This window comes from Streptomyces ochraceiscleroticus (assembly GCF_000720485.1).
Lineage (GTDB): Bacteria > Actinomycetota > Actinomycetes > Streptomycetales > Streptomycetaceae > Streptomyces > Streptomyces ochraceiscleroticus.
The window spans coordinates 29,235-54,312 of the sequence record NZ_JOAX01000040.1 but is presented as its reverse complement, the minus strand read 5'-3'; the positions used below and the strand labels follow the sequence as shown (position 1 = coordinate 54,312).

11 protein-coding genes, 1 tRNA gene and 1 pseudogene are annotated in these 25,078 nt (G+C 66.8%); 10 read left to right on the top strand and 3 right to left on the bottom strand.

Going from position 1 to position 25,078, the window contains the following annotated elements; genetic code table 11:
* The first annotated feature begins 163 nt into the window (after window positions 1–163).
* Window positions 164–248: transfer RNA gene (locus IG84_RS0134460), tRNA-Leu, on the top strand.
* A 248-nt stretch (window positions 249–496) separates the two neighbouring features.
* On the opposite strand, the gene IG84_RS0134455 is transcribed toward IG84_RS0134460, so the two are convergent.
* A complete protein-coding gene (locus IG84_RS0134455; protein WP_157848996.1) occupies window positions 497–2,398 on the bottom strand; it encodes a hypothetical protein in 1,902 nt (633 codons plus the stop codon).
* The gene (locus tag IG84_RS0134450; protein WP_157848995.1) at window positions 2,395–3,399 is read right to left on the bottom strand and encodes a hypothetical protein; all 1,005 of its coding nucleotides are present in this window, start codon (window positions 3,397–3,399) and stop codon (window positions 2,395–2,397) included. The genes IG84_RS0134455 and IG84_RS0134450 overlap by 4 nt, the downstream gene beginning before the upstream one ends.
* A 21-nt stretch (window positions 3,400–3,420) precedes the next feature.
* Between IG84_RS0134450 and IG84_RS0134445 the strand changes: the two genes are divergently transcribed.
* Window positions 3,421–3,741, top strand: coding sequence for a helix-turn-helix domain-containing protein (locus IG84_RS0134445; protein ID WP_037801248.1), 321 nt, complete (start codon window positions 3,421–3,423; stop codon window positions 3,739–3,741).
* Between the two features lie 211 nt (window positions 3,742–3,952).
* On the opposite strand, the gene IG84_RS0134440 is transcribed toward IG84_RS0134445, so the two are convergent.
* Entirely contained in the window at window positions 3,953–4,474 is a 522-nt protein-coding gene (locus IG84_RS0134440; protein WP_031066402.1) for a hypothetical protein, read from the bottom strand.
* Window positions 4,475–4,753: 279 nt separating this feature from the next.
* On the opposite strand from IG84_RS0134440, the gene IG84_RS0134435 reads away from it, so the two are divergent.
* From IG84_RS0134435 to mads8, 8 genes and pseudogenes are all read left to right on the top strand, one after another.
* Entirely contained in the window at window positions 4,754–5,521 is a 768-nt protein-coding gene (locus tag IG84_RS0134435) for an IclR family transcriptional regulator (protein WP_051862798.1), read from the top strand.
* A gap of 66 nt (window positions 5,522–5,587) precedes the next feature.
* Window positions 5,588–6,404, top strand: a pseudogene (locus IG84_RS40895) (IS5 family transposase).
* 1,026 nt (window positions 6,405–7,430) lie between these two features.
* Entirely contained in the window at window positions 7,431–9,551 is a 2,121-nt protein-coding gene (locus IG84_RS0134420) for an AIPR family protein (protein ID WP_031066392.1), read from the top strand.
* A 260-nt stretch (window positions 9,552–9,811) separates the two neighbouring features.
* Window positions 9,812–11,953: a methylation-associated defense system DNA methyltransferase MAD2 gene (gene mads2, locus IG84_RS0134415; protein WP_031066388.1), complete on the top strand. Its 2,142-nt coding sequence runs from the start codon at window positions 9,812–9,814 to the stop codon at window positions 11,951–11,953.
* Window positions 11,950–13,374: a methylation-associated defense system restriction endonuclease subunit S MAD5 gene (mads5, locus tag IG84_RS0134410; protein ID WP_031066385.1), complete on the top strand. Its 1,425-nt coding sequence runs from the start codon at window positions 11,950–11,952 to the stop codon at window positions 13,372–13,374. Before mads2 ends, mads5 begins: the two co-directional genes overlap by 4 nt.
* A complete protein-coding gene (gene mads6 / locus IG84_RS0134405) occupies window positions 13,374–17,696 on the top strand; it encodes a methylation-associated defense system protein kinase MAD6 (protein WP_063761907.1) in 4,323 nt (1,440 codons plus the stop codon). Before mads5 ends, mads6 begins: the two co-directional genes overlap by 1 nt.
* Window positions 17,687–19,354 carry a methylation-associated defense system protein MAD7 gene (mads7, locus tag IG84_RS0134400; RefSeq protein ID WP_031066380.1) on the top strand — a complete coding sequence of 556 codons (1,668 nt, stop codon included), beginning with the start codon at window positions 17,687–17,689 and terminating at the stop codon, window positions 19,352–19,354. Before mads6 ends, mads7 begins: the two co-directional genes overlap by 10 nt.
* Window positions 19,351–25,038 carry a methylation-associated defense system ATP-binding protein MAD8 gene (gene mads8, locus IG84_RS42465; RefSeq protein ID WP_031066377.1) on the top strand — a complete coding sequence of 1,896 codons (5,688 nt, stop codon included), beginning with the start codon at window positions 19,351–19,353 and terminating at the stop codon, window positions 25,036–25,038. Before mads7 ends, mads8 begins: the two co-directional genes overlap by 4 nt.
* Window positions 25,039–25,078: the final 40 nt, after the last annotated feature.

The following is a 25,078-nucleotide window of genomic DNA, read 5'->3' as shown; positions in this document are numbered from 1 at the left end:
CTCGCGACCAGCCCAAACCCCCATTTCGCCCACCCGCCGACCGCGCACCACCCCGCCCATAAACCCCGCTTATGCCTCCCCGCATACGCATGTGAAACCCACTCCGAAACCTTGGTATTGTTGTCCATGTCGCCGCGGGCAAGCCCCGCGCCGACGACACCTAGTCCGGGTGGCGGAATGGCAGACGCGCTAGCTTGAGGTGCTAGTGCCCTTTATCGGGCGTGGGGGTTCAAGTCCCCCCTCGGACACATACGCCGGGGACGTTCACGTGATCGTCCCAAAGCGTTCACGAATTACCGGTCGAGTCATGTGACTCACCGGTAATTCGTCGTTTTTGGGGCCCCGAGCCTCGTGATCGGCTCGATGAGAGGGTGAGGCGGTGGCGGTCCAGGTGCTGCGCCCTTCACCTGCGGAAAAAGGACATGCCTGCGCGACGGCTGGTAGCCCGGGCGCAGGCATGTGGGGTTTTCAGGGGGCGGAGCGCGGCGGAGGTGTGTCACTCACGTGGCGGAGGCTCGACCTGCTCGGTCGGAAGCGGTCGCGCCGGGGGCGGGTCGGTGGGCTCACCGGGTTGGGTTGCGGCGCTCTGCGTGCTGGCTTTGCGGGGCTGGATGCCCTGGTCACGGAGGAACCGTCGGATGGCTCTGAGGTTCGCCACAAAGATGATGACGGCATTGAGCAGGGTCTGTGCGACGCGTCCGTGCGGCAGGCGGAGCTGAGGATCGTCGATGCTGTCGAGGGCGGACTTCTTGAGGTTGCCGTTGCCGCCCTCGTTCTGACTGCGCAGTCCGGACCAGGCTTCCTGCCACAGAGGGGTGAACAGGGGGTATTTCTGGCGCCACTTGGCCAATACGTTGCCCGGGACGGTGATGCTCTTCCCCCTGCAGATGTCGGGGTAGACGGGGGCGTCCCGCTTGGGCGTGGGGATGGTGGGCAGGGCTGCCGAGGTACGGACAGTGGGGGCGTCGAGGTCGACGACGGTGGACGGACGTGGCTGGGGCCGGCGGTAGCAGGTGACCGTGGCGTGGGGCCCGAGGGCGGGGCACTGTCGACGCTGGTCTCCTGCGGGCCCGTACTCCTTGATCTTGGTCTGGTAGTCCTTCCGGGACTGGATCAGGTTGAGTGCGTGGGCGCGGTCCTCGTCCGTGCGGCTGTCGATGTATGTGGCGCCTGCAGTGATGAGCGGGGTAGGCATCAGCGGGCAGTAGAACTCGCCGCCGACCAGCTGCATGCCGCGGAACTCTCCCTGCCGGTCGACCTTGTCGTCGTTGTAGTGCTTCACCGCGTTGAGGCCGAGTTTGAGCAGCTGCAGATGCAGGTTGTGAGGCTTGGCCTGGGTGATGCCCCGGTCGGCGCAGAACAGGTCTTTGACCAGGCCTCGTTCGAAGGCCGGCTGGATGGCGCGCAGGGCGGCCGGGCCGGGTTCGGTGCCCGGGGTGTGAAGGATCATACCGAGGCAGACCGCGGGGTAGGCGCCGGCGAGGTTGCCATGGCCATGGCCCGGGAACGCGGCCATCATGGCGTAGCGGAACTCTCTCTTCTCCGGCGCCTTGGCCTTCTTCTCCTGTCCCGACTTGGTCTTGCGAGGCGGCGGCTTGTTTGTCGTGCCGCGCCGGGTGCCAGTGTTCGTGGAGGCCGCAGTTTTGCCGCTGGACCCCGACTTCTTCTGCGTTCCTCCCTTCACGTACATCCCGGCGGTGATCTCAAGCGAGGCCCGGTCCTGGTGGTAGTCCGGCTCTTTTCCCCAGACTGGAACCGGAGTGTCGTCGACCGCGATGTGGCCAGGCCACCGAGCAAAGTCGCCGCGCCGGTAGGAAGCCATCACCGGAGCGAGAATCAGATCCTGGGCGATGGCTTCCAGGTTGCGCACGGTGTCCTGCTTGGCGCGGGCATTCCACTTCCGTCGGATCTTCTTGGCCTCGCTGAGCGGCAGCCGCTTGCGGCGGTCGTGTGGTGCCGGGTCGAGGCGCCGGGTCATCGAGGCCCAGGATCGGTAGACGCGCTTCGACGTCGCGTACTGGTGGTGCGCGACGCAGTCGATTTCTTCTCGGGTTGCGCCCTCGCGGATGTGCAGGTCGAGGTCGGGGACGTCAAGGAGGGCTTTGGATCCTGGAGACAGGGCAAAGTAGAGCGTCTCCCATGCGTCGTTGATGTTCGCGCTCTTGCCCATGTACTGCGACAGGATCAGGCCGATCAGCACTGTGCGGAACGGAAAGCCCTTCGGGCCTGGCCGGTGCTCGTTGGAGGGAAGGCGTTCCAGTACTCTGCTGTGGCGCACGAGGTCGAAGACCTGCCTCACAATGCGGTCGTTGAGGGTACGGCCGGGGGCCTGCGGTGCAGGGCGTAGAGCGAGGCCGGTACGTCGGCAGGGTTTGTCCTCCGGGTTCTTCCTGCTCATGCCGCCTCCCCCCGCAACAGATCGGATGCCTCAGCTTCGGGCACGTCGTGGAGGAAGACGAGGTAGCGCGAGAGGCTGTGCAGGGTCCCGAGTCCCGACGCTTTGAGGATCACCTTCAGCGGAATACCTGCATTCAGCAGTTCGACGAGCCAGGTCGTACGCAACCGTTGGGTCTGCAGCACTGCACTATCACAACGGCCGATGATCCGCGGGTACCTGGCCAGCCAGTCCGATGCGATGTGCTTGCTGGTGCGGTCCTGCCAGTCCGGCCGGAAGGCGTACGCGTCTGTCGGGATGTGGGCGGCTTCCGCCAGCAGCAGTTCCTCGTAGGCGTACCGGCATACGACAGTGCGCGGGCGGCGCCCGTGCACCTTGACCAGCGCCCGGCCAGTGGGGCCCGCGAGGATATCCCGCCCCTGAACGTACACAAGATCCTCAACGGCAAGCCCGCAGCCGACGCCGAGACAGAACAGCAGGCAGGCGTTGCGCCGCTGGGCCGGGGTGGGCAGGCTCTGCGCCCAGATCAGCCAGTAGGCGACTTCCGCCGGCGGGTAGGGGGCCACTGGGGCGGCGGTGGCCTTCAACCGGATCGGCGCATGCTGTCCGAGCTGGTCCAGCAGGAGCGCTTCGGAGGCTCGGCGCAGCTGGCTGCTGCAGGTTCGGCGGCTGTTGGCGGTCATGTCGCGGCAGCCGACGAGGATGAACCGCTCGACGCTGCTCTGGTCAAGGATCACCGAGGGCTCGAGCGGGAGGCCCTGGGCCTTGACCCAGGCGACCAGCCGTGTGAGCGGCGTCATGATCGCGTCTGGGCCGTAGGGTCCCGCGGCGACGGCCATGAATCCCAGCGAGCGGACGACCGGCGCGATGCGGCGCCACTGGGCGGGCGGCACCGTCTCCGCCTTCGGTGTGTAGGCCAGCAGGCGATTCGACACAGCGACCTCCAGGCGCAAGGCCCATGACAGGCGGCCGGTTAACCGGCCACTGGTGTCAGTGTCGATCACGATCTGAAGGAACGCATCTTTATGACCGGAGGCCGAGCGCGCACGGCGCCGCCATGGAGCTACGCCGTCGATCCGGAGAAGTGGCCGGACGCCCGGATCGCCGGGGAGCCCGCCGCGGCTGTCGTCCAAACGATTGCCCGCCGCCTCGCCGCCGCCCTGCGCGAGAGGCCGGAGCTCTCGCTGCGCGCACTGGCCACCCAGAGCAACGTCGGCAGACAGACCATCGGCGATCTGCTGGCGGGAGCCACCTGGCCGGATGTCCTGACGGTCTGCCGACTGGAGCGCGCCCTGGGTCTGGCGCTCTGGCCCGGATCGAATGCGACCCAATGTGCTCATGACTGAACCCCAATTGCCTATACGAGGCCAGTCGTGCACGCTCAAGCGCGGAATGGCGCAGACTCCCTATAGCGCTCCGGGTGGGAGCGCTAAAGTGAGCGTGCGCGACGGACCGGAACCCTGGTAGGAGAAGCGCCCGTTCGCGTGTTTGGGCGGCCTCCCTCGACCGATAATCGAGGGAGGCCTGCTTGTCGAGTTAGGGCCGTTCTTGGGTGGATCAAGCAGCCCGGGATGACAGCACGGCCCGGAACATTCCCGGTGCTACGTTTTCCACCTCACCAAGTTGCTTCATGCGGTTGAGGGTTTTCCCTACGGATGAGCGGACCGTCGCGTCCGCTCCCGGGCGCACCGCCGCCGCGATATCGGTGATGGACATTGCCTCTTGAGCGGCGCACAGGAGTGTGAGGATCGCATCGCGCATGCTTCCGTTACGCGGTGGCCCCAGGACCCGAGTGCCAATGCCCGGGCGCGCATCTTCAGACGAAGGATCCTCGTCGGTGTCAGAAACTTCAGACGGACCCTCCCAGGAAGGCTGGGCGGTTTCCGCGTCCTCGCCAGTGTCCGGCGGCTCTTCGCGGACATCGGTGGATTCGACGCCCTGGCACATCATCGCGTACACAGCTTCCAATGTCGCCAACTCGCCGCGCAGTGACGTGATCAGCTCCTGCACGGCATGCCGGGCCTGGCCGATGTAGACACCCTTGTCTGACGCAGGTGCGCTGGTCCGGTATCCCGCCATAGCGAACTCCCAAAGAAGACCGCTGTCAGTGTAGGGACGGCACACTGTGGCACGCACGCAGTTCCTGTGAGGCGTTACCAAACGGTCAGCAGTGCGCTCAAGCACGGCAAGTCCGGTCGGGGCTATTGCAGGACTCGCCCTGCCTTGGCGCATAGTTGGCTCGCCGGAATCGTGCGATGCCGCATCTGGAACCGTGAGACGTACCACCACAGGTTTCTGACGTGTGGATTCTGCTGAAGCTCCCGGTCCCCGGGAACGTTTGAGCGTTACGGTTCCTTCATGGTGGATGGCAAGCATCTGTCGGCGACGGAGGCCTTGGCGTCGGTGACGAAGGCCCTGGACGTTCTCGTTCTGGCCTATGACCGGGGGGAAGTCGGTGTTACCGAAACCGCCCGTGAGCTCGGTATCTCACGTTCCACCGCACACCGCATCCTGGTCACCCTGCAGCGCACGGGTTTCCTGTACCACGATCCGGGCCAACGCGAATACTCAGCGGGGCCGCAGCTCGTACGCATGGGACTGGCCGCGATCGCCCAGCTGGACGTCCGACGACAGGCGCGCAGACCCCTGGAGGAGCTCTCCGAGAAGCTGCAGGAGACGGTGTGCCTGTACTCCCTGGATGCGGCCGTCGTCCGATTGCTCGACGGAGTCGAGTGCCGGCATGTCCTGCGCGTCAGTGTTCTGCTCGGACAGGAGCTCCCCGCCCACGTCACAGCGGCGGGCAAGGCCCTGCTCGCGCTGCGCGACCCGGCAGATGTACGCGCGACACTCCCGGCCGAGCTCCCTGCCACGGCGGCAGGAAGCATCACTGAGTGGCCGCTGCTTGAGGTTGAGTTGGAGGAAGTCAGAGTCCGGGGATGGGCGGCAGACCTCGAGGAAAGTGCACACGACCTGCACGGCGTAGGCGTGGCCATCCGCAACCGCATCGGGGACCCGCTCGCCGCGATCTCCGTGTACGCCCCCGCCGTACGTCTGCGTGAACAGGACATGCCAGCGGTTGCTACTGCTCTGCAGGAGACCGCCAGCACGATCGCCAGGGCAGAGTGACAGCGGGTGCCGAGGTGCCGGGACTTACAGAACGTCCCATGTGGTGAGTTGCGGCATGCTGTCGGCATGGCGATGAGCCGTTGGGGGTGGATCGTCTCGGACGGGCTATGGGAGATCGCCCGGCCACTGCTGCCACCGCCGCGCATCCGGCCGCAGGGCGGCGGAACAGCGAACATCGACGATGAGGCGGTGTTCGCCGCGTTCATCTACGTGGTGGTCTCCGGCTGTGCCTGGCGGTCGCTGCCACCCTGTTTCGGGATCTCGAAATCCACCGCCCACCGCCGGTTCGTGATCTGGTCGCGGGCCGGGCTGTGGGCCCGCCTCCACCAGGCCGTCCTCGACCAGCTGGCCGCCCACGACCTCCTGGATCTGACCCGCCTGGTGCTGGACACCGCGCACGTGCGGGTGAAAAAGGAGGCGAACTTACAGGTCCGAGCCCCGTGGACCGGGGCCGGCCAGGTTTCAAGATGCACGTCCTGTCCGATGCGGCAGGACTGCCCCTCCTGGTCGGCCTCTCGGCCGGCAACACCGCTGACAGCGACGGCCTCGAACCCATGATCACCGGATACCAAACGAAACACGACCCCGACCGCGGCCGCTACTACCCGGTGGGCAAGCTGCACGCGGACAAGGCATACGACCGGCCTCACCTGCGCCGATGGCTCCGCGGTAAACACATCACGGACCGCATCGCCCGCCTCGGAGTCGAGTCCAGCACTCGATTGGGACGCCACCGCTGGGTGATCGAACGCACCCTGGCCTGGCTGGCCGGCTACCGCAGACTCAGCCCCCGATACGAGCACCAAAGCTGCAAATGCCTGGCCTTCCTCGGTCTCGCCGCGGCCTGGTCTGCTACAAGCGCCTTGCCCGACTCACCACGTAGGACGCGCTCTTAAGGCCCCAACGTGATCCGCCCATCTGGGACCCACCCCTCCAGGTATCCCGTCAGCAGCATATCCACATCCGGCAGATCACACCGCGTGCACAACTCCGGCCACTGCTCAGGCTCGGCCCAGCGTGTTGCCCCTTTCCACAGCAGAAGTCCGGGTGCGTCGCCAGCCGCAGTGAGCCGGAAGATGAACACGTGCGCCTCGCGACGGCTGCGCTCCGTCGGCACAGGCACCTGAGCCCACCGACATCCTTCGACGACGCCCCCGTGGACTGGTATCGCGCCGACGAGGTCGCGCAGCACGCGCGCTGCCGCCTCACGGTAGGACTCGGCGGCTCGGGCGAGTCCTGAAGGGAACACCCATCGGGGACGTGCTCTAGGAAGATCATCTGCCACCAGGGCCAGCTGCCCTGTCGGGCTCAGCATCGCGACGAACACCACCCGCCTCATCCTGGGAGGCGGCACGAAGGGATGTCCCGAACCATCGGAGACATCCAGGAAGACAGGCATGGACTTACCCTGACATGCGGCCGCTTAATCGGCCACTCGGATCCGACCAGTACAGCGGCGAACACGGCACGGAGCCCGTCGTTGCACTGGTTCGCTCGGAAACTCGCGGACGACCGGAGATACGTCACCCCGAATCGGGCCGAGGGGGACGTTGGCGCCAGGCTGCCCACGATGGGGCCCGCTGCAGAGCGCTGCGCGCTGACCGTGTTCAAGCCCGTCTCGACCCCGGTGAGTTCGGGTGCAGCCGAAAGCGGATGCCCATGGGGTCGAAGTGGCGACCAGCTGTCACCCCATTATTTCAACCTCAGCGTCAACTACTGCCGTCAACCCGACCCAAGCCCCGCAGTCGGAGCACCGCCACCTCAGCATCACACCTGGTGAAGGGCGCACACCTGCGTCCAGCAGCGCCGACCACCCCTCGTTGTGCTTGCCATGTCCATGGTTCGAGGCGCATCAAAGATTGCCCCTCGATAGAGTGTCGGCGGTGTGGTGCATTAACAGGGGTGGAACATGAGCAAGCTGCACGTCAGGTACGTCCGTAAGGCGATCGAGGACCGGTTCACCGACCTCATCGACATGAAGGACAAGGCGAAGGTCGCGGAGAAGGACTACGTCCAGGCGTTCCTCAGTCGCGGCCTGGCCGCACTCGCTGTTCAGATCGAGCACCCCTGCAGTGACCGTATCGCCGCGACCAGGATCTTCGACGGCGACGACGACCGGGGCCTGGACGCCATCGCCGTCGAGGTGCGGTCCGCACAGCCGAGGATCTGCCTGGTGCAGGCCAAGTGGAGCGACAACATGAAGGGGGGCTTCGGGGAGACCGAGGCCGACCGGATGTTCCGCGGGTTGAACCGGATGCTCGACCTCCAGTACTCCAAGTTCAACAGTCGATTCCAGCAGTTCGTCCCCGAGATCGAGCAGGCCTTCGAGGTCGGCACGCCGAAGATCACGCTGGTTCTCGCGCTGATGCGTACTGCTCCACTGGACCAGAACACCAAGGAGATCATCGAGGAGAAGCTCGCGGAGCTGAACCAGGTCGAGGAGATGGTCGACTACAAGGTTCTGGATCTGCGCGACTTCCACCGGGCCATCCTCGGGGACGCGGCTGCTCCGAGGATCGACGCCCGGGTCCGGCTGGACGGCTTCGTCCAGGAGTCGACCCCCTACAAGGCTCTGTACGGCACCATGACCGCGGCGGATCTCGCCGACCTGTACAGCGAGCACCGACGTGGCCTCTTCGCGCGCAACATCCGCGACAACCTCGACCTGACCGACGTCAACATCAAGATCAGGAACACGCTGCTCGAGGAGCCGGAGCACTTCTGGTACTTCAGCAACGGCATCACCATGCTCTGCGAGACGATCAAGCCGGTCGGCAAGGCAGTCCCGGGCAAGGTCGGAGACTTCCAGCTCACCGGCGCCAGCGTGGTCAACGGTGCGCAGACGGTGAGCGCCATCCACCGTGCGTACACCGCAGACCCGGACACCGCCCAGTACGGCAGGGTGATGGTGCGGCTGATCTCCCTGGAGGACTGCCCGCCCGAGTTCGGCGATCACGTCACCACGAACACGAACACGCAGAACCCGATCGAGGAGCGCGACTTCAAGTCCCTGGACAAGGTTCAGGTGCAGCTCCGGGATGACTTCGCCCTGATGCTGCACCTCAGCTATGTGATCAAGCGGGGTGAGGCCCTGCCCGCGCCGGAGCACGGCTGCTCGATGGCGGAGGCTGCCGAGGCGCTGGCCGCCACGCACTCGAATGCTCAGCTGGCCGCACTGGCCAAGCGTGATCAGAACCTGGCCGGCCTGTGGGAGGACCAGACCTACCGCGAGATCTTCGGGGAGGCCCCGAACGCCTTCCGTGTCTGGCGCTCGGTGGAGCTCCTCCGCGAGGTGCGGAACCAGCTCCAGATTCTCCGGGACGGGCTGCTGTGGAGGGCGGACGCCGCGGCCTTCTACGGAGACCTCCTGGTCACCCATATCGTCTTCCGGCGCCTGGACACGCGGTTCATCGAGGATCCGTCGTATCACTGGCCGCGGGAGCTCGTTAAGGTTCCTGACCTGGTACGGGACGCGCTTGCCTGGTCACTCGCCGCGATCGACGAGGAGTACGGAAAGTCCAGCCACATCATCGCCGCGGTGCGCAACACGGAGCGGATCGAACGAGTTGTCCGGGCCGCCATGCGCGGGCTCGACTCCGACCGAACCGCTCCGGCCCTGGGTGAGGACTACCAGGTGGCCGAGGTCGAAACGCGGGGTCGGCAGGTCAACGCCGTCACCACCCTGATCACGAACAACCGCATCGCGGACGGCACGGTCCTGGAGTTCCGGGCGTACAGCAAGCCTGAGCGGCGCGAGATGGCGGAGTGGCTGGCGGAGGAACCTCGGCGTTCGCTGGCCACGTGGAGCAACGGCAACGGAAACAAGCCCCTGCAGTGGCACGCGGACGAGGGATGGTACTCGCCCAGTGGCCTCACCAAGGAGATGCGCCGGCTCGCCTCGGGGACGGTGACCTCCGCGCAGGGGACGCTTCGCTGGTTCGTCCCCGGTGAGGGGTCGCTCGACGAGCTGGCGCTGGCGGTCAGGCTGGAAGAGGGCCTGGACGTGGGGAGCGAGCCGGACGGCAGTTGACCGTCCATGGTGGTGTGTGCGGCGGTGCCGACGGCGACGCGGCGATCGGCTCTCGGAGTTCCTCCGGGCGGATTGTCAGTGCCTCGCAGTAGGCTCGCGCCGCACCACCGCACAGCGTAATTGCAGCCTGACCGGAAGCGCCGCCCGGCATGCGGTCACGGCCGTAGGATCGCAGGTGGAGGGTGCGATCGAGCACGCCCTGGCCGTCCGGCCGCCAGTACCACCCGTACCACCGAGCACAGGGAAGAAGCAGCACGTCGATGGAGGAACTGACCTTGGACCCGGAGAACCCGCAGCGGCCTGAGAAGGGCGCGGAGCCTGCGGCGGCGGATACCCAGCCCCAGGTCACGACCCTTGAAGAGGGGCAGGTTGTCGACTACATCAGCGGTACGGCGATCAAGGAGACTCCGAAGGAGAAGGTGCGGCAACGCATCGCTCGGGCCCTGGTCCACGAGCACGGCATCGACCCCCACGACATGGCCCGCGACTTCCCGGTCACGGTGAGTGAGGAAGGTGCTTCGCGGAAGCGGACCAAGAAGGCTGACATCGCGATCTTCGAGTCCGGCGCGAAGCACAACACGGCGAACCTGCTCCGAGTCGTCGTCTGCAAGCCGGAGCCCAAGCGCGGCAAGAACGTCGTCAAGATCCGTGAGCCCAAGCAGGCGGAGAAAGACCTCGCCGACCTCGAAGAGCTGATGGGCAACGAGGACCGGCCCAGGTGTGTTGACGGGATGTGGACGGACGGGGTCGACTTCTTCTTCCGCAAGAAGGTAGTCGGCGACTTCGGCGCCAGGTTCGAGGACCGCAGCGACTGGGAGGTCGCCGACGGCACCATCGGCAGCCGGACCGTCGCCTCGCACCAGCGGCTGCGCCAGGCCGACCCGGAGATGCTCAAGATCGCATTCCAGCGCTGCCACAACTACATCCACGGCAACGAGGGCATGCCCAAGGACGCCGCCTTCTGGCAGTTCCTCTACCTGCTGTTCGCGAAGATGTACGACGAGCGGATCACCCGTGGAACTGGGCGCGGCAGGTTCCGGACTGGCCTGAAGGAGATGTTCGACGACGACGGGCGGGCCGCCATCAGCACCCGCGTCAAGGGGCTCTTCGAGGACGTCAAGACCGAGTACAAGGGCGTCTTCAAGGCCAGCGATGAGATCACCCTGTCCGACCGGGCGCTCGCCTTCATCGTCAGCGAGATCGCCCCGTACGACCTGACGGGAACCGACGTCGACGCCAAGGGCATCGCGTACCAGGAACTCGTCGGTACCAACCTGCGCGGCGACCGAGGGCAGTACTTCACCCCACGCGGCGCGGTGAACCTGATGGTGGAGATGCTCGACCCGCAGGAGGACGAGACGGTACTCGACCCGACCTGCGGCACCGGCGGTTTCCTCCAGGCCACGCTCAAGCACCTGCGAGACAGCTGGAAGAAGGACGCCGGCACCTTTGGCTTCCCCGACACCGAGGAGGAGCGCGTACGCTACGCCGACCGCCTCAAGGAGTACGCGGAGAAGCACCTGATGGGAGCGGACTTCGACCCATTCCTGGTGCGCGCTACGACGATGGCGATCATGACGCTCGCTCAGACCACGGGCAATGTCTTCCACATGGATTCGCTTGCTTTCCCGCGTGGGCACCTTCCCGGCGTGGAGCAGGCGCAGGAGAAGATCAAGTTCGGCGAGAAGGTCGACGTACTGCTGACCAACCCGCCGTTCGGGGCGGACATCCCGGTCAGCGATGAGTCGGTGCTCAGCTCGTTCAGGAACGGCATCGCGAAGTCCTGGGGACGTGACCCCGTCACCGGTGAGCCCAGGGAGAGCCTGACCTCCCGGCCGAGCAGTATGGCGCCCGAGCAGCTGTTCATCCAGCGCGCCATCGAGTGGGTCAAGCCCGGCGGACGGATCGGCATCGTCCTGCCCAACGGCATTCTGTCGAACCCGGGGCCGACCGACGAGGCGATCCGCCGGTACATCCTGGAGAACTGCTGGGTGCTCGCGAGTGTCGAGCTGCCGGTGGAAACGTTCGTCGTCGACGCTAACGTCAACATCCTCACCACCCTCCTGTTCCTGAAGAGGAAGACCGGGCAGGAAGTACAGAACCACCGGATGGGAACCGAGAAGCCGTACCCGGTCTTCATGGCGGTCGCGGAGAAGGTCGGGTTCGACCGGCGTGGCAACGACCTCTTCAAGCGCGAGCCCAACGGGGAGTTCGTGGTGGAGACGGAGATCGTCATGGAGCGGCTCCGGATCGGGGACAAGGTGGTGACCCGGCCGCTGAAGCGCAGCAAGAAGGTCATCGACAACGACCTGCCTGTGATCGCGGAGAGGTACCGGGAATTCCGGGCCAAGCATCCGGTGCCGGGTGTGGACCCACGGAAGGTCGCGGGGGCGAGCGCGTGAAGATCGCCGAGTTTTCCAATCCGGTGATGTCGAGCTGGTTCGCAGAGCAGGGGTACAGGCTCGACGCGTCGCCGTATGTTGCGGGGGCGTTGAAGACGAAGAAGTTGCTGGAGCAGCTGCCGAAGACGGAGCCGCTGGCGGCGGTGACAACGGGGCCCAACGGCGGGCTTTTCTACGGACCGATGTTCCGCCGGGTATACCTCACCGCCCCCGAGCATAGTGTGCCTTGGCTTGGCAGCCGGGACATGATGGCCGCCGATCTCACCAACTTGCCTCGCTTGAGGAAGTCGGATGCCGAATCGCCATCCTTGAAAGCCCAGCAGCTCAATCCCGGCATGACCCTAATCTCACGCTCAGGTTTTTACGCCGGTCGACGGTCCTATGTTCGCCCCGACATGGGGAAATGCTGGGCATCAGAGCACATCCTCAAGGTGCAGCCTAATTCCGAGAAGATCAAGTCCGGGTATCTGTACGCATTCCTCCTCAGCCGGTTCGGTGAGTCGCTGGTGCGCGGTTCGGTATACGGGTCGGCGGTGAAGCACATTGAGCCGCACCACATTGCGGGGCTGCCGGTGCCGCGCCTCGGCGCGGACCTGGAGGGGCGGATCCATGACCTCGTGGAGGAATGTGCGCAGTTGCGCGCGGACCACCAAGCAGACCTGGTGGCCGCGACAAAGGACTTCTTTGACAGTAACGGCCTGCCTGACCTGAACAAGGTGCGTTGGCATCAGCAGGAACGGGACCTGGGGTTTGAGGTTGCGTCTGTAGGGCCGACATCGCTGCGAGCGTTGACCTTCGCGCCCCGGGCACGGAAGTTGGCTGAGAAGCTGGGGTCTGTCCCGGGCGCGAGACTCGGCGACATTTGTGCTGGCGGACAGCTCAGCCGGGGAACTCGATTTAGTCGAGTCGACAGCAATCCGGAGCATGGCGTGCAACTTATCGGTCAGCGGCAGGCATTCTGGCTTCGCCCCGAAGGTCGCTGGATTGGTACGGCTGGGACACCGGACGAGGTATTCGCGAGTGATGAGATGATCCTCGTCGCTGCGCAAGGGACACTTGGCGAGAATGAGGTGTACTGCCGCCCGATCCTGGCAATCGGGTCATGGCTCAAATATGCGTATTCGGAGCACTTCCTTCGCATCAGCAGTGGCACCCCTGAGGTTCCTGGCGCCTATCTCTTCGCGTTCTTCCGCTCCGAAGCGGCCTTCCGCCTTCTCCGCTCTCTGAGTGCCGGCGGCAAGCAACAGGACATCCACGAGTTCCTTCGCGCAGAAATCCCGATCCCCCTCGCCCCGCCCGCCGACCGCAACCGCATCGCCGAAACCGTTCGCAACGCCTACAAAAAACGCGACCGCGCCGACGTCCTAGAAGACAAAGCCCTCGCGCTGCTCACCACCGCCATCGAGGAGGCCGCTGGCTGATGGGTGCCAGGATCGTTGCAGTTGGGGAGGCCGTCAACGATGCCGAGCGGAGGGTGATCGCGTACCTGCGTGATCACGCCCCCGACGACTGGACGGTCCTGCACTCCGTCGAGATTCCGCGCAACCGGAACGAACTGTTCGAGGTCGACCTCGTCGTGGTCACCGGGCACGCCGTGTACGTCATCGACGTCAAGGGCACCCGGGGCCGTATCGAGGCGGATGGCCGCAAGTGGCACCCGTCCCGCCGTGCGCCGTTCCGTTCCCCGTTGCCCAAGCTGCGCCATCACGCCCGGCAGCTGAAGTCGATACTGGAAACGGCCCACCCTTCGCTGTCCCGGCTCTACACCGACGCACTCGTCGTCCTGCCGTATCCGGACGCCCTGTTCGTCGACCGCTCGCCCCGCCAGCAGGATGCCCGGGATACCGTCACCCTGCCCGACCTGATCGGGCGGCTCGCGGACGTGAGCCGCGTCCCCACCTCCACCAACCGGTTCGACACGGATATCGCCGCCCACCACGACCTGATCGTGAGCACGATCCAGGGCGCCTCCCGGCCCCCGTCCGGGCCGCTGCGGTTCGGCAGCTGGGAGGTGATGGAGCGGCTCGGTGAGACCGCGCCGGAGGAGAGCGGTAACGGTGTCCACCGCGAGTACCGGGCCAAGAACGCCAACGCGCCGCAGGGCTCGGGAACCGTCCGGCTGTCGGTGCGTACGGCCGACCCGTACGCACCGGAAGCAGAACGTCTGCTGCAGCAGAAGCGGATCGGCATCGCCTACGAGGCGCTCGGCAAGCTGCCCTCGCACCCGAACATCGTCGGCGCCCGCGACTTCTTCCCCGATGACGACGAAGGCGTCTTCGTCACCGTCTATGACGACGTTCCTGGTCACGCGCTGGCCCTGCACCTATCCGGGGCCGCTGACCCGCTCACCGCCGACGCGAAGCTGCGCACGGTCCGGCACATCCTGATGGGGCTTGCGCACGCGCACCACCGACACATCGCGCACCGCGAGCTGAACCCGTCCACCGTCCTGATCGCCCAGGACGGGCGGGCGATGCTGACCGGTTTCGAGTACGCAAAGACCGCGCAGCGGCGCACGCACACCGTGGGACCGGAGGCGCACCAGGTCGCCGACCGCGCGTATCTCGCGCCCGAGTGCCACGCCGACCCGTCCGCGATGGGCATGAAAGCCGACATCTACGCCGTCGGCGTCATCGGCTACCAACTGTTCACCGGCGAGCTGCCTTTCTCCTCGGCCACCGAACAGGCGGGAGCCGGAGGCATGCTGCCGGCATCCGGCCTTGAGGCGGCCCAGGTCCGCGTGGAGCTGGCGCACTGGCTGCAGAAGCTGTGTTCGACGGATCCGGCGGACCGGCCCACCGCCGTCGAGGCGCTGCGGCGGCTCGACCTGGTCGTTGGCGCGCAGAACGCCCCGGCCAGGCGCCGGGGTTCGTCTTCCGTCTCACGGACCCGGGCAGGTACCGCCGATCAATCGGCACCGGATTCCCCGCGCGGCCCGGAGTTCTTCCGGGACTTGCCGGCTGATTTCCAGCTCGGCACGAAGTACCTGGTGCGCAACCGGCTCGGGCGTCCCGGTTCCTTCGGGGTGGCTTACCGGGTCTACGACACGATAAGGAGTGTCGACCGGGCGGTGAAGCTGGTCCTGCGGGACCGGGACTCCATCCTGGAACGGCTGCGCCGCGAGGCGGACGTCCTGCAGCGGCTGCAGGACGCACGGCATCCCAACGTCGTCGAGATGATCGACGCGGACCGACTGCTGCCACCGGACGAGTACCCCTACCTGGTTTTCGAGTTCGTCGACGGCAAGGATGTCGCGGAGGTGATCCGCGGCGGTCGGATGGGCGCGGCGGACGTGCTGCGGCTCGCGATCGACACCGCTCGGGGGCTGCGACACATCCACGAGCGCGGGGTATGGCACTGCGACATCAAACCGAGCAACCTGCTGTGGACCGACGACGGCGTTAAGCTGATCGACTTTGGGATCGCGAAGACCGCCGACTCCTCCGAGGGACACACCTACACCAGCCCCCGCTACACCCCGCCCGACCTGGACCAGGTCCCTGCGGACGGCTCCGGGTACGCCGACCGTGACCTGTTCGGCCTGGGTGTCACCCTGTACGAGGCGCTGACCGGCGGTCAGTACCCGTGGGAGGGTGTCGGGCAGCCGTCGCCCGGGGTGCGGCCGGTCGATCCGCGTACCGCGTACAGCGAATTCGGTGACTTGTCGTCGGGGTTCGCCGAGATCATGCTGCGGGCCATCTCGCCCCACCGGGGCGAACGGTTCACCACGGCCGAGGAACTGCTCGCCGCACTGGAAGGACTGGAATCGGCCCGTCTCGCCCCCGTTCCGGTCCCGCCGCCCGTCCTCGCCCAGCAGCCACCGTCCCCACCGGTGGTCACCGGCGGAGACGAGTCCCCGCAGCAGCCCAACCACAACCCGTTCGTAGCCCATCTGCAAACGCTCTACAGCCAGAGTCGTCGCAGCAACCGGGGCACCCGTGGCCTCGACCCGCACGCCATGTCCGTGTACATCGAGACCGCCCTGGACCGTGAGCTCGTCCCCGCCCTCCGCGAAGGCCGTCACGCCCTGGTCGTGGTCACTGGCAACGCGGGGGACGGCAAGACCGCGTTCCTGGAGAGGTTCGAGCGCCAGGCCCGAGAGCTCGGTGCCGAGTTCGGACCGCCCCGCTCCAACGGCACCGACTTCACCCTGGCCGGGCACCGGTTCCGCACCAATCACGACGGCAGTCAGGACGAGGGCGAGACCAGCGGCGACGACGTCCTGGAGAAATTCTTTGCGCCGTTCGCCGGAGCCGACGAAACGGCGTGGCCGGTCCAGGGCGAGACCAGGTTGATCGCAATCAACGAGGGCCGTCTGGTGGACTTCCTGAGCCACCGGCACGACCGCTTCCCCCACCTGGCGAAGCTGACCAACCTCGGCCTTGCGGGAAGCGCCACCGGCCAGGCTGTCGCCGTCGTCAACCTCAACGCCCGCGATGTCGCTGCCCGCCCGCTCGGTGCCGACGGTGAACCGCAGGACGGGGAGTCGCTCCTCGAGCGGATGCTCGACCGGATGACACATGAGCGGTTCTGGAGCGACTGCGAGAGCTGCGACCTGGCGACTGTCTGCTACGCCCGGCACAATGCCCAGACCTTCCAGCACCCCGCCGCCGGCCCACAGGTCAAACGGCGGCTGCGCCGCGTCTACGAGCTGACACAGCTCCGCGGCAAGCTCCACATCACCCTGCGCGACCTGCGCTCCGCCCTCGCCTACACGCTCGCTTCGGGCCGCGACTGTTCCGAGATCCACCAGCTGTATGCGGCCGGCGACTCTGAGGCGATCCTCGACGGCTTCTACTTCTCTGCGCACCTGGGCACCCCGCCCGCCCCGGACGGCAGCCCGCGGGAGCGGGATCGGCTGCTTTCCTTGCTGCGGGAGGCCGATGTGGCCGCCGTCCCACAGCCGCAGCTCGACCGACGGCTCGACTACGGCGGACTCCTCTCCGCCGGCGCTCTGGTCACTGTCGACGGCCGTGGGGACCGTGACCGGATCTTGCTCGGCCAGGAGTTCGCACGGCTCGGCCGGTCGATGACCGACCGAGCCGCCCAGGCCGCTGGCCATCGCCGGTACGTGGACGCGACCCGCCGCCTGCTGTACTTCGAACTTCGCGACGAGGAACGGGCGGAACGGATGCTGCCCTACCCCTCCGTACTGCGGTTCATGGAACTGCTCTCCCGCACCGACGCCGCCGGCGCGGAGGAACGCGACACCATCCTGCGAGCACTCAACCGCGGCGAGGGACTCGTCGCACCCGAGCGCATCGGCGACGCCCTCGCCCTGAAGGTCCGGGACGTTCCGGGCGGAACCATCCGCAGCTTTCGACGCTTCCCTGCTGCCGGGTTCCGCCTCGAACCCGGTGCGGCTCCCGACTCGCCCTACATCGAGTCCGGGCGGACCTCGCTGCGGCTCACCTACCAGGACCCCGCCGGCCAGCAGGGCGGCGGCACCGCCGAACTGGACGTCCGGCTCGACCTGTTCGAACTGCTCCAGCGCTTCGAGCGCGGCTACCGGCCCTCGGTCACCGACCTTCAAGGGCAACAGCTCGCCCTCGCCGTGTTCAAGAACCGGCTGGCCGCCGTCCCGTACCAGGAAGTCCTTCTCACCACGCACGGACACGACCTACGGAGGATCCACCGCACCGAGGACTCCGTACTGCACCTGGAAGAATTGACGGCCCGGACCGACGACGGTGAGCAGCCGGGCGCGGACGTCGCCGTTGCGGAGGAGACGACATGGCGCTGACCGGAGCCCTGGGCACGTTCACTCACCCCGGCGTCAGCCGGATCGACTACAAGGCGCTGGACATGGACCGCGTGCTCACTGCGCTCCTGGCACGGCTCTGGCACGGCGGCATGCCCAGCAAGATCAGCCGGACCTGGAACCTCGAAGTCGATGTGTTCGTAAAGCTGTTCCTGGGGAACCCGGAGGTGTTCGACGGATTCGACCGGGAGACCACCACCCGTTGGGCCTCGACCCATCTCCTCGATCTGGTCAACCGAGGTAAGCCGACGGAGGCCGTGGCAGCACCTCGGCCGCTGCACGGATTTACCTACCGCTTCCGCAACAGCCGGAAGTCTCGCCCGTACGGGGCCGACGAGCAGCTGTACGAGATGCTCGCCGAGGACGAGGGAGCTCTGAAGGGACTGCGGGAGTTCTTCTTCTCCGATGTGGACCGCTCCACCGGTGACATCACGCCCGGCCCGGGGACCGACGTGGAGACCCAGGCACTGCTCCACCTCGTACAGCGGGCAGGTCGTCAGATGCAGGACCGGGCCGACACCAGTCGGCCTCGCACGCCCTACACCCCTCTGTGCGCTGAGCCGGCACGGCAGCTCTGTCAGGACGTCATGCGGCTGCTGTACCACCAGGACCACATGCCCAGGACCGTGCTCGTGGACTACTTGAAGATCCTCTTCGCCTTCCATCTGTCCCTGTACCACCTGCGGATGATGAAGCTGCTTCCGGCGGTGTTCGAGGCAGGCGCGGGCAGTGCATCCTGCCGTGGGGGACATTCCGGCGGGCCGGGCACGGACCGCTGCCCGCACCGGCCCCGGCTCTTCCTCGACGTCGAGGGAGTGCCAGGGACTCCGGCCGCCGAGCTGGCCGAACGCAGCGCGGAGATCTGGTATCGGCGCGTCCCCCGCTTTGTCCAGGCGACCTACCAGGTGAAGAAGCTCGACGAGTTCTCCGCTCACCTGGTCCGCCACACCACCAAGCTGAGCTACCCGCCGGGGCGTAACTACTTCACCCCGGAAGAGGTGCTGCAACGGCTCGGAAAGTCGTACACCAAGGAACGTGACGCCTTCTTTCTCCAGCGGGTCACTCGCGTGCGGGACGAGGAGAAGGACCTTCCCCCGGAGCTGAAGCAGATCACCCAGCTCGGGCTCTCAGCCTTCGACGAGTACATCGAGATGCTGATGCACTACAAGGGGCGCCACTACCGGAACTACTTCATCGAGTGCCTCGACACCATGCTCCTCAAGCACCGGCCAGGTGCACTGATCGCTCAGCCACGCGGCGGGCGCACGGGCGGCAAGAGCGTTGCCCGCCGCTTCGTCCTGGACGCCAGACTTCTGGAGGTTCTGTTGCAGGTGTCTTTGCTCAGAGAGGGCGACGACGGCACCGGAAACCTGCAGACTTCACCGATGCGCGTCGACGAATTCCTCACCCTGCTGCGTGAACGGTACGGGCTGCACATCGACCAGCTGCCGGACACCGACGGCTTCTCCGGAGCGCACCTGGACGACCAGGCCGCCTTGCGCGCCAACGCGGCAGCCTTCCTCGACCGGCTTCGCGAGATCGGCTACTACCAGGACATGTCCGACGCCTATCTGACGCAGACCATCACCCCCCGGTACAGCATCGGGACCGAGGCGACGACGGGAGCAGCGCCCCGATGAGCAACAGCACGACCGGTCTGGTGGAGATCACAGCCAAGGACCTCCGAGAGGCGCTCGAAGGCGTCCTCGTGCCACGGCTGGCGAAACTCGTCGGGGAGCGGGCGGCCGGTCACTGCATGCGGATCACCGAGGTCGACGCCGAGCTGGCGGCGCCTCTGGTACGACGGCTGCGCGGCGCGCTGGGCCCTGCCGCCACAGTCTGCGTCCTCGGTCAGGCCGACGACTTGGAGCCGACCCGTCCCTTCCACGACGTGACCGTCACCAGCACCAAGCTGGTCGAACTCCGCAACCGAGCAGAAGGTGAGGGAACGCTCCCTGGGCCGCTCCTCGTGTTCGTTCCGCCCGGCACCCGGGTGAGCGCCGAGGACTCCTTCGGCATCGCGACATTTGAGGAGGTGCCGCTCGGTGACGCATACGCTCAGCTCGCCGACCATCTCCTTCAGCAGGTTCCGGATCGGCTGCGTCAGGGCGTCGACCAACTGCTCGCCGCACTACGCGGCCATGCCGACTGGCGGACGAGTGACCGCGCGGTCGCCGCATACCTGCTGACGCTGCAGACCAACGGCTATCGGGAGCAGGTGTCCGGAGCAGCCGTCTACCACTTCGGGCTCGTCCCCGACTTCGACCTGTACGCCGACCCCACTGCGGTCAAGGAGCGGGTCGAACGGAACCGGCGGCTGGTCGACAAGTTGACTGCGTCGAACCGCTCCGAGCGCCAGCGCGTCCTTGACCTGGGACTGAGCGACGGCGATTTCGCCGCCAAACTCGCCGGATTCGCGACCCGCTGCGGCCTGGAGGACCCGGTCGTGTGGACCCGCCGTGTGGTCACCGACCGCGAGAACTGGGGACTGTCCTTCGGGAACTGGCGTATTGACGAACGCCGACGTGCCACGGTCGCCATCGAAGTACGTGAGCTGGGGCTTCCCGCCGCCGGCGACATTGCCGAGGAACTGAAGAAATACCAGGCACTCCGGGCGATCGTCGGCCAGCCCTACCTGCTCACCGGCGACAACGGTGTACGCGAAGTCACCGCCCGGTTCACCGTGCAGCCCTCCCCGGTCAAGGTGGACGCGCTCCAGCGCTTCCGGGTGGAGATCGTCTCGGAGAACGGCGGACCGATCGGACGGATCGCGTACAAGGACAAGGGGACACGGGCGGTCCCCGAGTACAAGGTCAAACTGGCCAAACTGAACAAGATTGACTGGGAAGAGGGTTGGCACTATGTCCGGGTGACGCCCCTTGACGCTGCGGGAGACGCGCTCGACGTCGTTCCCAACGCTCACGAGCTGCCGGGCGGCGAGAGCGAGCGCTTCTACGTTGTCCCGAACGCTGAGATCGAGGAACCGCCCGAGCGCAGTGCGGGCCGCCACCCCGGGGTCGCCCAGGCACTGAGGTCACTGCAGTTCGACGCGCTTGCCGCGGGGGACGACCCGACCCGAGTCGTACTCAACGACATCCGCTGGAAGCCCAGCACGCCGCGGAGCCCGCAGCGGGCCCTCAACGCCAAAATCCGTCCGGTGGGCAGCGCGGAAATCCGGCTGTCCCCCCTGCTCGTAAAGGTCCAGCAGGACCTCCTCGCCCGCCCCGAGGACACCTCGCTGCGCCGCCTAGTCCTCCACCCCGACGGCGCCTTCGAGATGCCCTCCGGGGACGAGGAGAACCTGGCCAGCACTCTGACGGGGCGCGCCGCCGAGGCGTACGACGCGTTCCTCTCCGCGCGGGGCTTCTACTTCGCAGCTGTACGCGGCGGGAGCGGTCACGGCGACGAACCGGTCGAGGTCAGCGATTTCCTGGTCACCGAGGCCGTCGATTTCGAGACCGTACGCGACGAACTCGCCGCCTACGCCGAAGCGTACGGTGAACTGGTGGAGGCCCAGACCTTCCAGACGGAAAGGGCAGGAGATGACGCCAGGGGCCCGGCGCTCGTGGCCCTGGCGCGGATCCAGCAGATCGACTGCCTGGCCGTCAGCCTTACCGACGGTCTTGGCGGGCGCGACACCGTGTTGCTCGCCTCGCCCACCCACCCCCTGCGCGCCCTCTGGTTGGCCACCTGGTCCGCGATGGGCAAGGAATGGACCAGCCGTCTCGTCGGGGAGGACAAGCGCCGTGCCATCGCGGCCCACGATTCTCTCCAGGGAGCGCTGTCCCCGCTCGGATTTCCGTTCGTGGTCCCGCGCCAGGACGGGCGTCTCATGGCAGCGGCGGACAACCTCACCCCGTACTGGGGTGCCTACCTCCCCAGCGAGACCGCCGACCCCCGCGGCCTGCTCGGCCGCCTCTCTGCCGGACTGAACCTCTCCACTTCCGGCACCCGCGCGGCGAACGGCGCGAGCGCGCTGTCCGGTACAGCACTCGCTGACCGCATGGAGCGCTACGTACGGCTCCACCCATACGTCCGCACCCTCGTCATGAACGTCGTCAACGCGGGGCGGGCCGAGGTCATCGCCGATGCCCTCCTCGAACTCCAGCGGCGCCCGGCCACCCGTGATCTCACCTACGACATCCGGCTCTGTGTGACCGACCCCGAGGCCCCGGAGACCGGGACGGCGCTCGGTGAACTGCTCAGCGCCCAAAGCCAGATCCCCACCGCCGAGGCGGAAGCCTTCCTGCACACGGCGGGCGGGGGTCGCCACGCGAAACTTGTCTACTCGGTGCGCTCCATCGAGGAGTTCCGCAGCCCCTCCATAGAGTTCGACGCTCATCTGACCGTGCTCATCGACGCCTTCGGGGGCGAGCAGCACAGCTCCGTCAAACGGCACGGCATCGCTCACGCGCCGGTACACGGACTCGTCCAGGCTACCTTCGCCGCGTATGAGGACTCCGAGCAGCAAATTGTTTGGCGGACCGTCCCGCGCTACGGAGCCGCCCTGCCCACCGCCGAGGGCGCCGAGGACCTCGCCACTCTCCTGAGTCGGCTGCCCGGCCTGTTGGCTGGCGCAGCCGCCAACGTCGCCACAGCAGGACAGGCGCCCCGCAACGTGCCGTGCACCGTCCTCTCCCTCGACAACGACGACCGCGCCCTGCTCTACCTGGCCCATCAGATCGGCGACTGGGTCGTCACAATCGACCGCACACTCGGCCTGGAGTACTTCGACCATGCCGGAGAGCACGGCCGCCCCGAGTACGTCATCGACTACGCGCCCGCGCTCGACAGCGGCCTCGGCCACCAGATCATGGTCAGCTCGAACTCGGTCGACGAGCTGCGCAACCTGCTCGGCCCCACCGCACGACAGCACGGCATTGCGGTGGAGGAGCGCCACCTCAACTCCTTCTTCGACCAGCTGCGCCTGCTCTCGGGGAACCTCGCTTTCAAGCTGGCCTCCACCGCCCCCAACCAGCGCACCGAGGTTCTCGGGCTGTCCCTGGCCCGCCTCTACCTGGACTACCAGGACGCACTTCACAACCAGATCGTCGTCCCCCTGGACGCACACCCCGAGCTCTACGCCGAGGCGCGCCGCCGCGCCGGCGAGCTCGGTGACGTGCTCTCCTTCCAGCGCAGTGACCTCGCTCTGTTCCACGTCGACGCGAGGACACGAACCGTCACCTGCCGACTCGTCGAGGTGAAGTGCTACACAGCGCTCGACGACATCAGTGCCTACCAGCGGCTCAAGACCAAGGTCGCCCAGCAATTGGGGCAGAGCGAGCGCATCCTTGCCGAGTCCTTCGACCCGGAATGCACCACACCGGACCGCATCGACCGGCCAGTCAAGAACCTCGCCCTCGGCTCCCTGCTCCGCTTCTACCTGGAGCGGGCAGCCCGTCACGGAACCATGGGGCGTGGGCCACAAACGTCCGCACATGCCCTTCTCGACTCCCTCGACGACGGTTACCGGCTCGAATTCACCCGTAGCGGACTGATCTTCGACCTGGCCCGGAGCGGTACGGATCGGGAGTCGGAGAGTGGGGTGGAGTACCACCGGATCGGCAGCGACCTGATCACGGAGCTGATCGATGCGATCCCCACCAGACGACCGGGCGTCCCGGAGCCATGCGATGCCGTCGCCGAGGGCGCGGCGGAGTTCGGCCCGGATACGGACGGAGCGGCCACCGCTCCCACCCTGGCCCTTCTGCAGCTGTCCGTTCCGCGACTAGCCGACGCGGAGTTCCGTGCTCCTGGGCGCGAGGAAGCGGATGGGGAGAACACCCCGGCGCAGGAGGAGCTCTACAGGGACGACGGAGAGAACTCGGCCGGAGACTGCTCCGGAGCGGGCGATGCTCCGGCGTTCCCCGCCGACCAGATGCAGCCTCGCCGCACGGAAGGCAGCATGGACGAATCGGTCGAGGATGGCGCACTTGCACTGACCGGACCTCAGGCAGAGTCGCCGCCCGTCCCGCACGGCCCCCCGTCCGATGCTGCGTCGGCAGCGAACCAGGTTCCACCGCGGACGGAGACCGAGCTGGACAGGCGCGGCTTCCACGTGGCGCCGACCATCGACGCCCAGCCCACTCCGGTTGTCACGCTGGATATGTCCTCTGCGGGAAGCGTCCCCGAGATCTTCCTCGGCGTCTCCCGCCCGTCCCTGCAGCACGGCGTGCTCGGTGAGGTTGCCGGACGAAAGGTCGCGGTCGACCTCTACGAGACCCACACCATCAGCCTCTTCGGTGTCCAGGGAGGCGGAAAGAGCTACACCCTGGGCAGCATCGTTGAGATGGCCTCGCTGCCCGCCCCGCCCGTCAACGAACTGCCCCACCCGCTCGCGACCGTGGTGTTCCACTACAGCCGGACCATGGACTATGCCCCGGAGTTCACCTCCATGGTGCGCCCCAACGACGACCAGGCGCAGCTCAAGGTCCTCAAAGAGCGTTACGGGGCCGAACCACGCGCCCTGACCGATGTCCTGCTCCTCACGCCCGAGGCCCAAGTTGCGGAACGCAAGCGAGAGTTCCCCGGCATCGATGTCCAGCCACTGGCCTTCTCCTCCGGAGAACTCCAGGCATCCCACTGGCGCTTCCTCATGGGCGCAGTCGGCAACCAGTCCACGTACATCCGCCAGCTCACCCGCATCATGCGGGCGAACCGCAATAACCTGAGCCTCGCCGCCATCCGGCAGGGCGTGGACGACTCGGCCATGCCCGACCACGTCAAGCAGCTCGCCCAGGAACGTCTCGACCTCGCCGAGGAGTACATCGACGATAACGCCAGCCTCACTAGCCTCATCCGCCCAGGCCGACTGATCATCGTGGACCTCCGGGACGAATACATCGAGAAGGACGAGGCCCTTGGCCTCTTCGTCGTCCTGATGCAGCTCTTCGCCGAAGCCCGCGACGAGGAAAGGCACTTCAACAAGCTGGTCGTCTTCGACGAGGCGCACAAGTACATTGACAGCCCCGACCTAGTTGCCGGCCTCGTCGAGACGGTCCGCGAGATGCGGCACAAAGGCATGAGCATCCTGATCGCCAGCCAGGACCCGCCCTCCGTGCCGATCTCGCTGATCGAGCTCTCCGACCACGTCATCCTGCACAAGTTCACCTCCCCAGCCTGGCTGAAGCACCTCCAGAAGGCGAACAGTTCCTTCGCCGGACTGCGCTCGGAGCAGATGGCGCAGCTCCAACCCGGCGAGGCATACGTGTGGGCGAGCAAGTCCACCGACCCTGCGTTCACCCACGGCGCGGTGCGTGTGCGGTGCCGGCCTCGGGTGACCCGGCACGGCGGAGCGACGAAGACCGCATCAGGCGGGCAGTAGGGCGACAGTACGTGGTCCGGTTACCGGATCTGGGCCACGC

Coding starts and splice junctions, on each gene's coding strand:
- IG84_RS0134455 (WP_157848996.1), bottom strand. CDS start 2,398: ATGAGCAGGAAGAACCCGGAGGACAAACCCTGCCGACGTACCGGCCTC.
- IG84_RS0134435 (WP_051862798.1), top strand. CDS start 4,754: ATGGTGGATGGCAAGCATCTGTCGGCGACGGAGGCCTTGGCGTCGGTG.
- mads7 (WP_031066380.1), top strand. CDS start 17,687: ATGGCGCTGACCGGAGCCCTGGGCACGTTCACTCACCCCGGCGTCAGC.
- IG84_RS0134420 (WP_031066392.1), top strand. CDS start 7,431: ATGAGCAAGCTGCACGTCAGGTACGTCCGTAAGGCGATCGAGGACCGG.
- IG84_RS0134445 (WP_037801248.1), top strand. CDS start 3,421: ATGACCGGAGGCCGAGCGCGCACGGCGCCGCCATGGAGCTACGCCGTC.
- mads8 (WP_031066377.1), top strand. CDS start 19,351: ATGAGCAACAGCACGACCGGTCTGGTGGAGATCACAGCCAAGGACCTC.
- mads2 (WP_031066388.1), top strand. CDS start 9,812: ATGGAGGAACTGACCTTGGACCCGGAGAACCCGCAGCGGCCTGAGAAG.
- mads6 (WP_063761907.1), top strand. CDS start 13,374: ATGGGTGCCAGGATCGTTGCAGTTGGGGAGGCCGTCAACGATGCCGAG.
- IG84_RS0134440 (WP_031066402.1), bottom strand. CDS start 4,474: ATGGCGGGATACCGGACCAGCGCACCTGCGTCAGACAAGGGTGTCTAC.